The following is a 15,013-nucleotide window of genomic DNA, read 5'->3' as shown; positions in this document are numbered from 1 at the left end:
TGTCCTATTGTTCCAATGTTTACATGAGGTTTGCTTCTCTCAAACTTTGCTTTTCCCATTTCTTATTCCTCCTTAATTATTAATTAATATTTTTATTAAGTATTTTTATAATATAAAAGTAAATAGTGGTCTGTTTAAATACAATCCACTATTCACTTATAAGGCAACTACTTTCCTTCAATAATCTTTTCTGCAATGCCTCCTGGCACTTGCTCAAAATGATCAAATTGCATTGAATAGTTAGCACGGCCTTGAGATTTAGAGCGAAGGTCAGTTGCATAACCGAACATCTCAGAAAGTGGTACAAAACATCTAATTACTTGTGCACCATTTCTTGGCTCCATACCTTCTATCTTCCCTCTACGAGAGTTTAAGTCACCAATTACGTCTCCCATATATTCTTCAGGAGTAACAACTTCAACTTTCATATAAGGCTCTAATAGAACAGCTTTCCCTTTTTTCATTGCATCTTTAATACCCATTGATCCGGCAATCTTATAAGCCATCTCTGATGAGTCAACATCATGGTATGATCCATCATATAGCTCAACCTTAAGGTCTACCACTTCGTATCCACCAAGGGCACCGTTTTTCATCGCTTCTTGTATACCTGCATCTACAGCAGGAATATACTCTTTTGGTATTGCTCCACCGACGATTTTATTTACAAACTCATAACCTTGACCAGGTTCTTGAGGTGTAACTCTAAGTTTAACATGACCATATTGTCCTCGACCACCAGACTGTTTAGCATACTTAGAATCAATTTCCGTCGCTTGAGTAATTGTTTCTTTATAAGCAACTTGTGGTTTACCAATATTAGCTTCAACTTTAAATTCTCTAAGCATTCTGTCAACGATAATCTCTAAGTGAAGTTCACCCATTCCTGCTATAATCGTTTGACCAGTATCTTCATCAGTGTATGTTCTAAATGTTGGGTCTTCCTCCGCCAGCTTTTGAAGCGCAGTACTCATTTTTTCTTGACCTGCTTTTGTTTTAGGTTCAATAGCTACCGAAATAACAGGCTCTGGGAACTCCATTGACTCTAAAATAACCGCACTACCCGGATCGCATAATGTATCTCCAGTAGTAGTATCTTTCAATCCTACCGCCGCAGCAATGTCACCTGCATACACTTGAGTTAATTCTTCTCTTGTGTTTGCATGCATTTGTAGAATTCTCCCTACTCTTTCCTTCTTGTTTTTAGTAGAGTTTAAAACATATGATCCAGACTCAAGCGTACCTGAGTAAACTCTAAAAAAAGCAAGTTTTCCAACATAAGGGTCTGCCATTATTTTAAATGCAAGTGCTGAAAATGGCTCTTCATCATCTGCGTGTCTTTCAATTTCTTCTTCTGAATCCGCAGATATCCCTTTAATTGCAGGAATATCTAAAGGTGATGGCATATACGTAACGATAGCATCTATCAGTGGTTGAACTCCTCTGTTTTTATAAGAAGACCCACAAAATACAGGTGTAATCGTTGTAGCTATAGTACCTTTTCTTAGCCCAGCAACAATCTCTTCCTCAGTTAGTTCTTCGCCCTCTAAATACTTCATCATTAGCTCTTCATCTGTTTCTGCAACCGCTTCGATAAGAGCCGTTCTATACTCATCAGCTTGCTCACGCATTTCTTCAGGAATATCAACAACCTCGATGTTCTGACCTAGGTTATCATGGTATATAACCGCATTCATTTTTATCAAGTTGATAATACCCTTAAATGTATCTTCTTTGCCTATAGGAAGTTGTGCAGGTACTGCATTAGCACCTAATCTTTCCTTCATCATAGAAAGTACATTGTAGAAATCAGCACCTAATATATCCATTTTATTTACAAATGCCATTCTAGGAACTTTATATTTATCAGCCTGTCTCCAAACAGTTTCTGATTGGGGCTCAACTCCACCTTTAGCACAGAATACTGCAACTGAACCATCTAAAACCCTTAGAGATCTTTCAACTTCAACCGTGAAGTCCACGTGCCCTGGTGTATCAATAATGTTTATTCTATGATCATCCCATTGACATGTCGTCGCAGCAGAGGTTATTGTGATTCCTCTTTCTTTTTCTTGGTCCATCCAGTCCATTTGAGAAGCACCTTCATGGGTTTCTCCAAGTTTTCTAACTCTACCTGTATAGAAAAGTATTCTTTCAGTAGTTGTTGTTTTTCCAGCGTCAATATGCGCCATAATTCCAATATTTCTTGTTTTTTGTAGCGTAAACTCTCTAGGCAATTTTATCCTCCTTCCGTAGGAACGTGTGATTTATACTACCATCTATAGTGTGCAAATGCTTTGTTTGCTTCTGCCATTTTATGCGTGTCTTCTCTTTTCTTAACGGAAGCACCTGCGTTGTTAGCTGCATCCATAATTTCTTTAGCTAATCTTTCAGTCATGCCTTTTTCGCCTCTTGATCTTGAGTATTTAACTAACCATCTTATACCAAGCGTTTGTCTTCTTTCTTGTCTAACTTCAACAGGTACTTGATAGTTCGCTCCACCAACTCTTCGAGCTTTTACTTCTAGTACAGGCATAATGTTGTTCATCGCTTTTTCGAAAACTTCAAGAGCTTCCTCATTTGTTTTCTCTTTTATGGTTTCAAAAGCATCATACACAATTCTTTGTGCAGTACCTTTTTTTCCATCTAACATGATACCATTAATTAATTTTGCTACTACTTTACTCCCATATACAGGATCTGGTAAAACTTCTCTTTTAGGCACATTTCCTTTTCTTGGCACCTTTCTTCCCTCCTTAATAACTTTTCAGTTCATCGGTACTCGACAGTTTATAGCTGCCGTCGGCGAAATAATGCTTACTAATATATGCATTAACGCTCCGATACAATTATTTTTTATCTTTTGGTTTTTTCGCACCATACTTAGATCTACCTTGCATTCTGTTAGCTACACCAGCGGTATCAAGACTTCCTCTAACAATGTGATATCTAACACCCGGAAGGTCTTTTACTCTCCCACCTCTTATAAGAACAACACTATGCTCTTGTAAGTTGTGTCCAATACCAGGAATGTAAGCTGAAACCTCAATTCCATTTGTAAGTCTAACTCTGGCTACTTTCCTTAATGCTGAGTTAGGTTTTTTAGGTGTAACAGTTTTTACAGAAGTACAAACCCCTCTTTTTTGTGGCGCACTTAAATCTGTAGATTTTCTTCTTAGAGAATTAAATCCTTTTTGTAGTGCTGGAGCTGTTGATTTTTCTTTAATTTCTTTTCTACCTTTTTTTACTAATTGACTAATAGTAGGCATCCTTTGCACCTCCTTCCAATTGCAGTTAAATTGTATGTTATTTTAAAAGAGCAGCAGTAGCTGCACCAACATCAATTCCACAAGCTTTACCAAGCTTTTTCATAGACTCCACTGTGCGGACCTCTACTTTTTTTTCATGGGCTAATTCTTTTATTTTTCCAGTCAACTTTTCGTCTGCGTCTTCTGCTAAGTAGATTAACTCAACCATATCACTATTTAAAGCTTTTACTGCTTGTTTCAATCCAATTACCTTTTTAGCAGGTCTAAGATCTTCAGTCATAAAGTATCATCCCCTTTTCACCCTCAAAACGCGTTTTAGATCCTAAAGTCAACGGTTTTACAAGCCGTTGAAATTAACACACTTAGTTATTTTATCATTTGAAAAATTATGTGTCAATATCTTATTTAGTACTGCAAACAGATTAAACAAGGGAGTACTTCGGGAGATCTCCCGAAGTACTATTAGTTACATCTATTTATTCTTGAGTTTCTTCAATAATTTCTTCTAAGTCTTCATGATCATTTTCAGAAATTAAATCTTCAGTATTTAACCTTATGTTTTTATACTTTTTCATACCAGTTCCAGCTGGGATAAGTTTCCCGATTATAACGTTTTCTTTAAGTCCAATTAGGAAATCTTCTTTCCCTTTAATCGCTGCTTCCGTTAATACCCTAGTAGTTTCTTGGAAAGAAGCTGCAGACAAGAACGATTCAGTTGCTAAGGATGCTTTAGTTATTCCCAATAACGTTCTATTATATGTTGCTGATTCCTTTTCTTCATCAAGCTTTGCATTCGCTTCATCTACATCAAATATATTTTCTAAAGCTCCTGGTAAGAAATCAGTATCACCAGCTTCTTCTACCTTAACCCTATTTAACATTTGTCTAACAATCACTTCAACGTGTTTATCGCTAATATCAACACCTTGCATCCTATATACACGTTGAACCTCTTTAATAATATAGTTTTGGACTCCCTCGACACCTTTAATACTTAAAATGTCATGAGGATTAACTGACCCTTCAGTAAGCTCATCACCAGGTTCAATCACTTGCCCTGCTCTTACCCTAAGTCTTGAAGAATAAGGAATTTCATACTTGCGTTCTTCGTCTTTATTAGTAACAACTACTTCTTTTCCTTTTTTGTTTTCTTCTATTTTTATCGTTCCACCAATTTCACTTATTATGGCTAGCCCTTTTGGTTTTCTTGCTTCAAATAGCTCTTCGATCCTTGGAAGACCCTGGGTTATATCAACACCTGCAACTCCACCTGTATGGAAGGTTCTCATTGTTAACTGAGTGCCCGGTTCTCCAATTGACTGTGCAGCAATAATACCTATCGCTTCACCAACTTTAACCGGCTCTCCTGTTGCTAGATTTCTACCATAGCATGTAGCACACACACCATGCTTCGTTCTACATTTAGATGTAGTTCTTATGTTTACTAATTCAATTCCAGCCGCAATAATTTCTTCGGCTATATCTTCATCTATTAATTGGTGTTCTTTTACAATTATTTCGTTTGTATTTGGATTAGTAATGTCTTCTGCAGCATGTCGTCCTACAATTCTGTCATAAAGCTCTTCAATCACTTCATTTCCATCTTTGAAGGCAGACACTTTAGAAGCTTCTGTAGTCCCACAATCTATTTCTCTTACAATTACATCTTGACTGACATCTACTAATCTTCTTGTAAGGTATCCAGAATCTGCTGTACGAAGGGCTGTATCAGCAAGTCCTTTTCTAGCACCATGAGTAGATATAAAGTATTCAAGTACAGATAGTCCTTCTCGGAAATTAGCCTTGATTGGCATTTCAACAGTGTGACCAGATGCATTTGCCATCAAACCCCTCATACCGCCAAGCTGTCTGATTTGGTTTTTACTTCCTCTCGCTCCTGAGTGGGCCATAATATAGACATTGTTCAGTCTATCTAATCCTGCCATTAAGGCATCTGTAACATCTTCAGTAGTTTTAGTCCAGGTCTCTATAACCTTCTCATATCTCTCTTCATCAGATATCAGACCTCGTCTATATGCCATCTCAAATTTATCAACTTTTTCTTCTGCTGCTGAAAGTAGATGTGTTTTTTCTTCTGGTATATCCATGTCTGAGACCGCTATGGTTACAGCACCCTTAGTTGAGTATTTAAATCCTAACTGCTTAACATAATCAAGTATTTCTGCAGTTTTTGTATTGCCATGTCTTCTAAAACATTTTTCAATTATTAATCCCATTGCCTTTTTATCACACAAGAAGTCTACTTCTAAGCTATGCGGGTCTTTATTTCTATCAACAAAGCCTAAATCCTGAGGTAGCTTTTCATTAAATATAAATCTACCAACTGTACTCTCTATAAGCCTTCCAGAGTCTTCTTTGTTCAACTTTCTTCTAACTTTTACACGAGCATGTAAGTCTACAATTCCTGCGTCATAGGCCATGAGCATCTCTTCATAATCCATAAATGTCATGTTTTCTCCTTTTGCACCTTCAAGTTCTATTGTTAGGTAATAACTCCCTAGAACCATATCCTGGGTTGGTGTTGTTACGGCTTTACCGTCTTTTGGTGCAAGGATATTATTTGGTGAAAGCATCAGGAACCTAGCCTCAGCTTGTGCTTCTACTGACAACGGTACATGCACCGCCATTTGGTCACCATCAAAGTCTGCATTGTATGCTGTACACACTAATGGATGAAGTTTAATTGCTTTTCCTTCTACTAAAATCGGTTCAAAAGCCTGTATCCCAAGCCTATGCAGTGTTGGAGCACGATTTAGTAACACTGGGTGTTCTCTTATCACTTCTTCAAGTACATCCCACACTTCAGGTTTTACTTTTTCTACCATGCGTTTAGCACTTTTTATATTATGGGCATAATTCCGTGCTACAAGTTCTTTCATAACAAATGGTTTGAATAATTCAAGGGCCATTTTTTTAGGTAATCCACATTGGTAGAATTTAAGCTCAGGTCCAACAACAATAACTGAACGTCCAGAATAATCTACCCGCTTACCAAGTAAGTTTTGTCTAAATCGGCCTTGTTTACCTTTTAACATATCAGATAATGACTTTAATGGCCTGTTACCTGGACCAGTTACGGGTTTACCTCTTCTACCATTATCGACTAATGCATCTACCGCCTCTTGTAGCATCCTTTTTTCATTTCTTACAATAATGTCCGGAGCGCCTAGATCAAGAAGTTTCTTTAATCTATTATTTCTATTTATAACTCTTCTATATAGGTCATTTAAATCTGATGTCGCAAATCGCCCACCATCTAACTGAACCATTGGTCTTAAATCTGGTGGTATTACTGGTACAACGTCAAGAATCATCCATTCCGGGTAGTTCCCTGATTTTCTGAAGGCCTCGACTACTTCAAGTCTTCTAATCGTTCTAATTCTTTTTTGTCCAGTGCTTTCTTTTAGTTTTGCTCTCAAATCTTTAGCTTCAGCTTCAAGGTCTATCTTACGTAAGATAGCTTGAACTGCCTCCGCTCCCATTTTAGCTTTAAATCTGTTAGAACCATATTTTTCAGCATATTCTCCGTATTCTTTTTCAGTTAAGACCTGTTTTTCAACCAGGTCTGTCTCACCAGGGTCTACAACAATGTATGCTGCAAAATATAAGACTTTCTCAAGTGTTCTTGGGGACATGTCTAATAGTAGACCCATTCTACTTGGTATTCCTTTAAAGTACCAAATATGTGAAACAGGTGCTGCTAATTCTATATGTCCTATTCTTTCTCTTCTTACTTTTGATTTTGTAACCTCAACGCCGCATCTATCACAAACAACGCCTTTATACCTAACCCTTTTGTACTTTCCACAATGACATTCCCAGTCCTTTGTTGGTCCAAAAATTTTCTCGCAGAACAAACCTTCTTTCTCCGGTTTTAAAGTTCTGTAATTAATTGTTTCTGGTTTTTTGATCTCACCCTTGGACCATTGTCTAATTTTCTCTGGGGATGCTAGTGCAATCTGAATAGATTCAAAGTTATTTAATTCATACAAGGGGTATCTCTCCCTTCTTATTAATCTATTACTTACAGGTGTATAATTTGTTTATGTTATTTCCTAATGTACCTTATTTTGTTTTTAGTCTATTTCATCATAATCGTCATGAAATTCATCAAACTCTTCTATCTCTGCTTCTTCCAATTCTTCATCGGAATCTTCAGGATCTGCCTCTATTACTTGCTCCTCAACTACTTCAGGTTCATAAGTTGCATTTGTATTTTCCATGTTTAACTCATCACTATCATCATCAACAGACTCTTTAATCTCTATTACAGTGTCTTCTTCAGTTAGTACTTTTACATCTAAACATAAACTTTGCAGTTCTTTTATTAGTACTTTAAAGGACTCTGGCACGCCTGGTTCTGGTATGTTTTCACCTTTGACAATAGCCTCATATGTTTTAACACGCCCTACAACGTCATCTGACTTAACTGTCAATATCTCTTGTAATGTATGGGATGCACCATATGCCTCTAAAGCCCAAACTTCCATTTCACCAAATCTTTGTCCACCAAACTGTGCTTTACCACCTAAAGGCTGTTGTGTTACTAAGGAGTACGGTCCTGTACTTCTTGCATGAATTTTGTCATCTACAAGATGATGTAGCTTCAACATATACATGTATCCAACAGTTACTGGATTGTCAAATGGCTCCCCAGTTCTACCATCGTATAGCACACTTTTCCCATCTCTAGAGTGGCCTGATTGTTCTAATGCATCCATAACGTCTATCTCTGATGCACCATCAAATACCGGCGTAGCAACCTTCCAGTTGAGCGCTTTTGCCGCAAAGCCTAAATGAATCTCTAGTACCTGACCTATATTCATACGTGACGGCACACCCAATGGGTTTAGAACAATTTCTAGAGGTGTTCCATCCTCAAGGAATGGCATGTCTTCTTCTGGGAGCACTCTTGATATTACCCCTTTATTACCATGTCGTCCTGCAAGTTTGTCTCCAACGTTTATTTTACGTTTTTTAGCAATGTAAACTCTTACCAATTCGTTTACTCCAGGTGGTAACTCATCGCCATTTTCTCTTGTAAACACTTTTATATCCACAATTATGCCTGACTCACCGTGGGGTACTTTTAGTGATGTATCTCTGACTTCTCTTGCTTTTTCACCAAAAATAGCTCTCAGTAGTCTTTCCTCAGCAGTCAGCTCTGTTTCTCCTTTAGGTGTCACTTTACCCACTAGGATATCGCCGGATTTAACTTCAGCTCCAATTCGGATTATTCCTCTTTCATCTAAATCCCTTAAAGCTTCTTCACTTACATTAGGGATATCTCTTGTAATCTCTTCCGGCCCTAATTTTGTATCTCTTGCATCCGCTTCATATTCTTCAATATGAATTGATGTTAATGCATCTTCTTTAACTAGTTTTTCACTAATTAGGATTGCATCCTCGTAGTTATAACCTTCCCAGGTCATAAAGCCTACTAAGATGTTTCTTCCTAAGGCAATTTCTCCATTTTCAGTTGATGGACCATCCGCTAGCACATCTCCCGCCTTAATGATGTCCCCTTGACTGACAATAGGTTTTTGATTTATGCACGTCCCTTGGTTAGATCTTTTAAACTTAAGAAGATTGTATCGATCTTTCTCACCAGACTCAGTTTTAATAATTATTTCATTAGCTGTCACTTTATCAATTATACCGTCTCTCTTGGCAATTATAACAACCCCAGAGTCCTTTGCTGCTTTATGCTCCATGCCCGTTCCAATAATTGGAGATTGGGGTTTTAATAAAGGTACCGCCTGGCGTTGCATGTTTGATCCCATTAATGCTCTGTTTGCATCATCATTTTCTAAGAATGGTATCATGGCTGTAGCTATTGAAACCACTTGTTTAGGTGATACATCCATGTAGTCTACTTCTTCCCTTGGCACAATGTCAATAGCTCCAAAGTAAGTCCTAGCTGTTACTTTCTTGTTTTCAAAATTCCCCTCATCGTCAAGGGGTTCATTTGCCTGAGCGACAATGAATAAATCTTCTTCATCTGCCGTTAAGTATTCAACCGTTTCTGTAACAACAGCTTGTTTTTTATCTACTTTTCTATATGGTGATTCTATGAACCCATATTCGTTAACTCTAGCATACGCACTCAGAGAGTTTATCAACCCGATATTTGGTCCCTCTGGCGTCTCTATAGGACACATACGCCCATAATGAGAGTGATGCACGTCTCTGACTTCGAACCCTGCTCTTTCACGAGAAAGCCCTCCAGGCCCTAATGCAGATAAACGTCTTTTATGGGTTAATTCTCCAAGTGGATTAGTTTGATCCATAAATTGAGATAACTGAGAACTTCCAAAGAATTCTTTTATTGAAGCAACTACAGGTCTTATATTGATTAGGGCATTCGGTGTTACTAGTTCGACATCTTGGATAGTCATTCTTTCTCTAACGACTCTTTCCATTCTAGAAAGACCAATTCTATATTGGTTCTGTAAAAGTTCCCCTACTGACCTAAGTCTTCTATTCCCAAGGTGATCGATATCGTCAACGTTACCAACCCCATGAGGTAAATTAAAGGCATAGTTTATTGAAGCAATTATATCAGCAACTATAATATGCTTTGGAATAAGTTCTTTCATTCTTTCCACTATTGCTTCTTTAATTTCATCTTCTTCTTCATATTTATGTAAAATTTCCTTTAGTACAGGAAAATATACTTTTTCTTTGATTTTTAATTCATCTATATTGAAGGATACATGTTCGTTAATATCAACAAAATGATTTCCTATAACTTTTAATACTTTTCCTTCTTCAGAATATACGGTCGTTTCATTTATTCCGACATTTTGAATTAGAATAGACGTATCTCTATCAACGAGTTGTCCTTCTTCAATAATGATCTCGCCGGTTAATGGGTTTACGATGTTTTCAGCTGCTTTTTTATTGTATATTCTATTTGCAATAGATAATTTTTTGTTAAATTTATATCGTCCAACCTTAGCTAGGTCATATCTTTTTGCATCAAAAAATAGGGAATTAATAAGATTGTTTGCACTGTCTAGCGTAGGTGGCTCTCCCGGTCTTAGCTTTTTGTAAATTTCTAGTAAAGCTTCCTCTGAAGTTGTTGTACTATCTTTTTCCAATGTTGCAAGAATTCTCTCATCTTCTCCTAAAAGATTCTTAATTTCTTCATTTGATCCATATCCTAAAGCACGTAAAAGAACCGTAACAGGCTGTTTTCTAGTACGGTCAATTCTTACAGAAACAATATCATTGGAGTCAGTTTCATATTCTAGCCATGCACCACGATTTGGTATTACAGTTGCTGAAAATAAATCTTTTCCTGTTTTATCTATTTCCTTTGAATAGTAAACTCCAGGTGAACGTACTAATTGGCTTACTATAACACGTTCAGCGCCATTAATTACAAAAGTACCAGTGTCCGTCATTAAAGGTAATTCACCCATGAATACCTCTTGTTCTTTGACTTCACCTGATGCCTTGTTGATTAAGCGCACCTTAAGTTTTAAAGCGGTTGCATAGGTTGCATCTCGCTCTTTTGATTCTTCAACATCATACTTTGGATTGTTATCTAAGTGGTAATCGACAAACTCAAGTATTAAATTACCTGAATAATCGACTATTGGCGATACATCTTCCAAAACTTCTTTCAGTCCCTCCTCTAAAAACCACTGGAAAGATTCCTTTTGTAGTTCTATTAAATAAGGGGCTTCCATTACTTCTTTGATTCTTGAATAAGACATTCTTTCTTGCTTACCAACTTTGACAGGATGTGGCATACTGGCATTCACTCCTTGTATAAATAAAGTAAAATATATAAAGACAGATAGTAACAATCGTTACTACTATACTATTGACAATTATTGCTACGTTTATTCTTGTATAAAAAAATACTATAATGCAATTTACAATTTTATCATATAAAGAGACTAGGTGTCAATCCTTTATCAAATTCTAGTTGCAGTCTTTTTATAATTACTTTTTTTCAAAAAATAGATAAAAAGGACCTCCGAATTCGGAGTCCCTTTCAATCTGTTCAAACTACTACTTTACTTCTACTGTAGCTCCCGCATCTTCAAGCTTAGCTTTAATTGCTTCAGCTTCTTCTTTTTCTACACCTTCTTTAAGTGCCTTTGGTGCGTTATCAACTACTTCTTTAGCTTCTTTTAATCCTAAACCAGTGATTTCTCTTACAACTTTGATTACATTTATTTTTGATCCGCCTGGGCTTTGTAGGATTACATCAAATTCTGTTTGCTCTTCAGCTGCATCTCCTGCTGCCCCTGCTCCACCTACAACAACTGGCGCCGCTGCAGATACTCCAAACTTTTCTTCTGCTTGTTGTACTAATTCATTTAATTCTAATACTTTCATATTTTCAATTGCTTCTAAAATTTGTTCAATTGTCATTATTAAGCACCTCCGAAATTTTTTAATTTTATATTTTTACGCCTCGTCTGACTCTTTACTATCAGCTATAGCTTTAACAAGATATGCAAAGTTTGATACTGGAGCTTTTAAGCTTCCAAGTAATTTTGCAATAAGCACTTCTCTTGATGGAATAGACGCCAAGTCTTTAAGTTTCTCTTCCCCGTAAAATGTTCCTTCAACTACACCAAATTTTAGTTCAAGATCCTTATTTTGTTTTGCGAACTCATTGGCGATTCTTGCAGGAGCAACTGGATCATCATAGCTTAAGACTACAGCATTAGGACCTACTAGGCCTTCTACCATTTCATCCATGTTAGCATTTTTAGCTGCCATTCTCATTAAGGTATTTTTATAAACCTTGTATTCTAATCCTTCTTCTCTAAACTTCTTTCTTAACTCAGTTAATTGCTCAACCTTAAGGCCTCTATAATCTACAATAACAGCAGCTGCAGATTTTTGTAACTTCTCAGTTATTTCTTCTACTGCTTGTTTTTTAAGTTCAATAGCTTTTGCCATCTACTTACCCACCTCCTCTTTGTATAGGGAACATTTGCCTGACAATATAAAAGACCTCATCTTGTTGTAGACAAAATGAGGTCATGGTTTTAATATGTTATTTATTAAAAACCTCGGTAGGAAATTAAGCAATTTGCACCTACTGTCTACGGCGAAATATTCAACTTTTTGATCTTTGACTATTGTACCAATATATCAATACATTGTCAATGACATATTATACTACTCTGTAATTTTAGACGCATTTAGGCGAATGCCAGGCCCCATTGTGCTTGTTAAGGTAATGCTTTTCAAGTATTGACCTTTTGCAGAAGCTGGCTTAGCTTTAATAATTGCATCCATTAAAGTTTTGATGTTTTCTTCAAGGTGATCTTCACCGAATGAAGCCTTCCCTACTGGCACATGAATAATGTTGTTTTTATCTAGTCTATACTCAACTTTACCAGCTTTTATTTCTTTTACTGCTTTTTCAACATCAAAAGTAACTGTACCAGATTTCGGATTTGGCATTAATCCCTTAGGTCCTAGTACTCTTCCTAATCTACCAACAACACCCATCATATCAGGTGTAGCAACTACAACATCAAAGTCAAACCAATTTTCACCTTGGATTTTTGCAACTAAGTCATCTGATCCTACATAGTCAGCACCTGCATTTTCAGCCTCTGTTGCTTTTTCTCCTTTTGCAAAAACAAGAACTTTAGATGTCTTTCCTGTTCCATGTGGTAATACGATTGCACCTCTAACTTGTTGATCTGCGTGTCTAGAGTCAACCCCTAATTTTATGTGCATTTCAACTGTTTCATCAAACTTTGCAGTAGCAGTTTTCTTAACTAACTCTACAGCGTCTTTCAAAGCGTATGCACTATCTTTGTTTACTAACTTCACTGCTTCTATATACTTTTTACCTCTTTTTGGCATTTATAATTCCTCCTTGTGGTTTTAGCGGTTTATTAGTGTACCTCCCACTATTCATTGCGCTATTTATTAACTTTCAACTACTTCTATACCCATACTTCTCGCAGTTCCAGCAACCATACTCATTGCCGCATCTAGTGAAGCTGCATTCAAGTCAGGCATTTTTAGTTCTGCAATTTCCTTCACTTTATCCTTTGTGATTTTTGCAACTTTGTTTTTATTTGGCTCTCCAGATGCTTTGTCTAGTCCTACAGCTTTCTTAATTAAAACTGCAGCTGGTGGAGTTTTAGTAACAAAATCAAAAGATCTATCTTGATAAACTGAAATAATAACTGGTATTATCAAACCAGCTTGATCTGCTGTTCTAGCATTAAATTCTTTACAGAAACCCATAATGTTAACACCGTGTTGTCCTAATGCTGGTCCTACCGGTGGCGCTGGCGTTGCTTTCCCAGCTGGGATTTGTAATTTTATTTGTCCAACTACTTTTTTTGCCATTTCTATTACACCTCCTTAATAATCTGGTACATGGAATAATATTTTAAAGTTTGTTATATCTTAACAAATCTATATTCCTTCAACTTGCAAAAAGCTTAACTCTACTGGTGTTTCTCTGCCAAACATAGAAATTTTAACTTTAAATGTTTGTTTTTCTAAATTTACTTTCTCTACTGTTCCTACAAAAGTTTCAAACGGACCAGAAATAACACGCACGGCATCACCAATATTTATCCCTACGTCTTGTCTTACAATCTCCACGCCCATAGACTTTACTTCTTCTTCTGTCAGTGGAATCGGCTTGGAACTTGGTCCAACGAACCCAGTTACACCTCGAGTATTCCGTACTAAGTACCAAGATTCATCAGTCATAACCATTTTTATGATTACATATCCAGGGAATAGCTTGGACTCTTTTATTTTTTTCTTGCCATTCTTTATCTCCACTTTTTCTTCAGTAGGTACTTTTACTTCGTGTATTACGTCCTCCATACCTCTATTCTCAACTATTTTCTCTATATTAGTTTTAACTTTGTTTTCATGCCCAGAATAGGTGTGGACAACATACCATTTTGCTTGTTGGGACATATATAGGCATATCTATCTTTTTGTGATAGATAGCGCTCCCCTCCTTTTAAACAAATTGATTACCCTATTATTGCTCTTAAACCAGATCCAAAAATCGTATCCAATATCCATATTGCAACAGTTGCTATAATACAAGTAATAATAACAACAGTTGTGTGATTTGTTAATTCTTTTTTATTGGGCCAATTAACTTTTTTTAGCTCAGACTTTACGCCTCTAAAGTATTTCCCAAGTCCATTTTTTTTATTAGAATTTGCTTGGGTAGTCATGAAAATCCACTTCCTTTTTAAAAAAGATTTAAATTACTTTGTTTCTTTATGCAAAGTTTGGGCTTTGCAGAACTTACAGTACTTTTTCAGCTCAATACGGTCTGGATTTGTTTTTTTATTTTTTGTTGTATTATAGTTTCTTTGCTTACATTCTGTACAAGCAAGTGTTACTTGAATTCTCAACTGTTACACCTCCTACCTTCAACGAGCAGCCTTACGGAAGATCTTTTTTATATTCTATGTTCTTTGAGCACTTTTTCTGTAGTTACACTTATTTGTTATTCACTCTATAAAGTGGTTAAAAATACACAAACCGCACTCATTATGCAAACACCATCTTATAAAATCTATCATATTTTTATTTTGGTGTCAATAAGATGGTATAACATTATATAAATCATTTAAGGTTTATAGGACTAGGGAACCCTAGTCCTATAAATATTTTTTATTCAACAATAGAAGCAACTACTCCTGCTCCAACTGTTCTTCCACCTTCACGGATCGCAAATCTTAATCCTTCTT

14 protein-coding genes and 1 other annotated feature are annotated in these 15,013 nt (G+C 36.4%); all 14 genes read right to left on the bottom strand.

What is annotated here, in order from left to right; all coding sequences use genetic code 11:
* Positions 1-167: 167 nt before the first annotated feature.
* Positions 168-2,237: an elongation factor G gene (gene fusA / locus RH915_RS11035; RefSeq protein WP_310480049.1), complete on the bottom strand. Its 2,070-nt coding sequence runs from the start codon at positions 2,235-2,237 to the stop codon at positions 168-170.
* Between the two features lie 35 nt (positions 2,238-2,272).
* Complete coding sequence (gene rpsG / locus RH915_RS11030) at positions 2,273-2,743, bottom strand: 30S ribosomal protein S7 (RefSeq protein WP_310480048.1); 471 nt, start codon at positions 2,741-2,743, stop codon at positions 2,273-2,275.
* 106 nt (positions 2,744-2,849) lie between these two features.
* Positions 2,850-3,269, bottom strand: a complete 420-nt coding sequence (gene rpsL / locus RH915_RS11025) for a 30S ribosomal protein S12 (protein WP_310480046.1) — start codon at positions 3,267-3,269, stop codon at positions 2,850-2,852.
* A 37-nt stretch (positions 3,270-3,306) separates the two neighbouring features.
* On the bottom strand, positions 3,307-3,549 hold the full coding sequence (locus RH915_RS11020) for a ribosomal L7Ae/L30e/S12e/Gadd45 family protein (RefSeq protein WP_310480045.1): 243 nt from the start codon (positions 3,547-3,549) through the stop codon (positions 3,307-3,309).
* Between the two features lie 196 nt (positions 3,550-3,745).
* Positions 3,746-7,282, bottom strand: a complete 3,537-nt coding sequence (rpoC, locus tag RH915_RS11015) for a DNA-directed RNA polymerase subunit beta' (RefSeq protein WP_310480044.1) — start codon at positions 7,280-7,282, stop codon at positions 3,746-3,748.
* An 84-nt stretch (positions 7,283-7,366) separates the two neighbouring features.
* Positions 7,367-11,050, bottom strand: a complete 3,684-nt coding sequence (gene rpoB, locus RH915_RS11010; protein WP_310480043.1) for a DNA-directed RNA polymerase subunit beta — start codon at positions 11,048-11,050, stop codon at positions 7,367-7,369.
* A gap of 265 nt (positions 11,051-11,315) precedes the next feature.
* Positions 11,316-11,681, bottom strand: a complete 366-nt coding sequence (rplL, locus tag RH915_RS11005) for a 50S ribosomal protein L7/L12 (protein WP_310480041.1) — start codon at positions 11,679-11,681, stop codon at positions 11,316-11,318.
* A gap of 36 nt (positions 11,682-11,717) precedes the next feature.
* The gene (rplJ, locus tag RH915_RS11000) at positions 11,718-12,218 is read right to left on the bottom strand and encodes a 50S ribosomal protein L10 (protein ID WP_310480040.1); all 501 of its coding nucleotides are present in this window, start codon (positions 12,216-12,218) and stop codon (positions 11,718-11,720) included.
* A gap of 39 nt (positions 12,219-12,257) precedes the next feature.
* Positions 12,258-12,388: a sequence feature (ribosomal protein L10 leader region), on the bottom strand.
* 52 nt (positions 12,389-12,440) lie between these two features.
* On the bottom strand, positions 12,441-13,139 hold the full coding sequence (gene rplA / locus RH915_RS10995; RefSeq protein WP_310480039.1) for a 50S ribosomal protein L1: 699 nt from the start codon (positions 13,137-13,139) through the stop codon (positions 12,441-12,443).
* A gap of 66 nt (positions 13,140-13,205) precedes the next feature.
* Positions 13,206-13,634: a 50S ribosomal protein L11 gene (gene rplK / locus RH915_RS10990; RefSeq protein ID WP_310480037.1), complete on the bottom strand. Its 429-nt coding sequence runs from the start codon at positions 13,632-13,634 to the stop codon at positions 13,206-13,208.
* A 69-nt stretch (positions 13,635-13,703) separates the two neighbouring features.
* Entirely contained in the window at positions 13,704-14,222 is a 519-nt protein-coding gene (gene nusG, locus RH915_RS10985; RefSeq protein ID WP_310480036.1) for a transcription termination/antitermination protein NusG, read from the bottom strand.
* Positions 14,223-14,281: 59 nt separating this feature from the next.
* Positions 14,282-14,491 (bottom strand): preprotein translocase subunit SecE, encoded by a 210-nt coding sequence (secE, locus tag RH915_RS10980; protein WP_310480035.1) that lies wholly within the window; start codon positions 14,489-14,491, stop codon positions 14,282-14,284.
* Positions 14,492-14,524: 33 nt separating this feature from the next.
* Positions 14,525-14,674 (bottom strand): 50S ribosomal protein L33, encoded by a 150-nt coding sequence (gene rpmG / locus RH915_RS10975; protein ID WP_310480034.1) that lies wholly within the window; start codon positions 14,672-14,674, stop codon positions 14,525-14,527.
* Between the two features lie 262 nt (positions 14,675-14,936).
* On the bottom strand, positions 14,937-15,013 hold a 77-nt coding region (locus tag RH915_RS10970; RefSeq protein WP_331618397.1), incomplete at its 5' end, for a hypothetical protein.

The organism is Serpentinicella sp. ANB-PHB4, assembly GCF_031432315.1.
Classification (GTDB): domain Bacteria; phylum Bacillota; class Clostridia; order Peptostreptococcales; family Natronincolaceae; genus Serpentinicella.
Note: the sequence above shows the minus strand (reverse complement) of the source record. Positions and strands in the feature narration are given on the sequence as shown.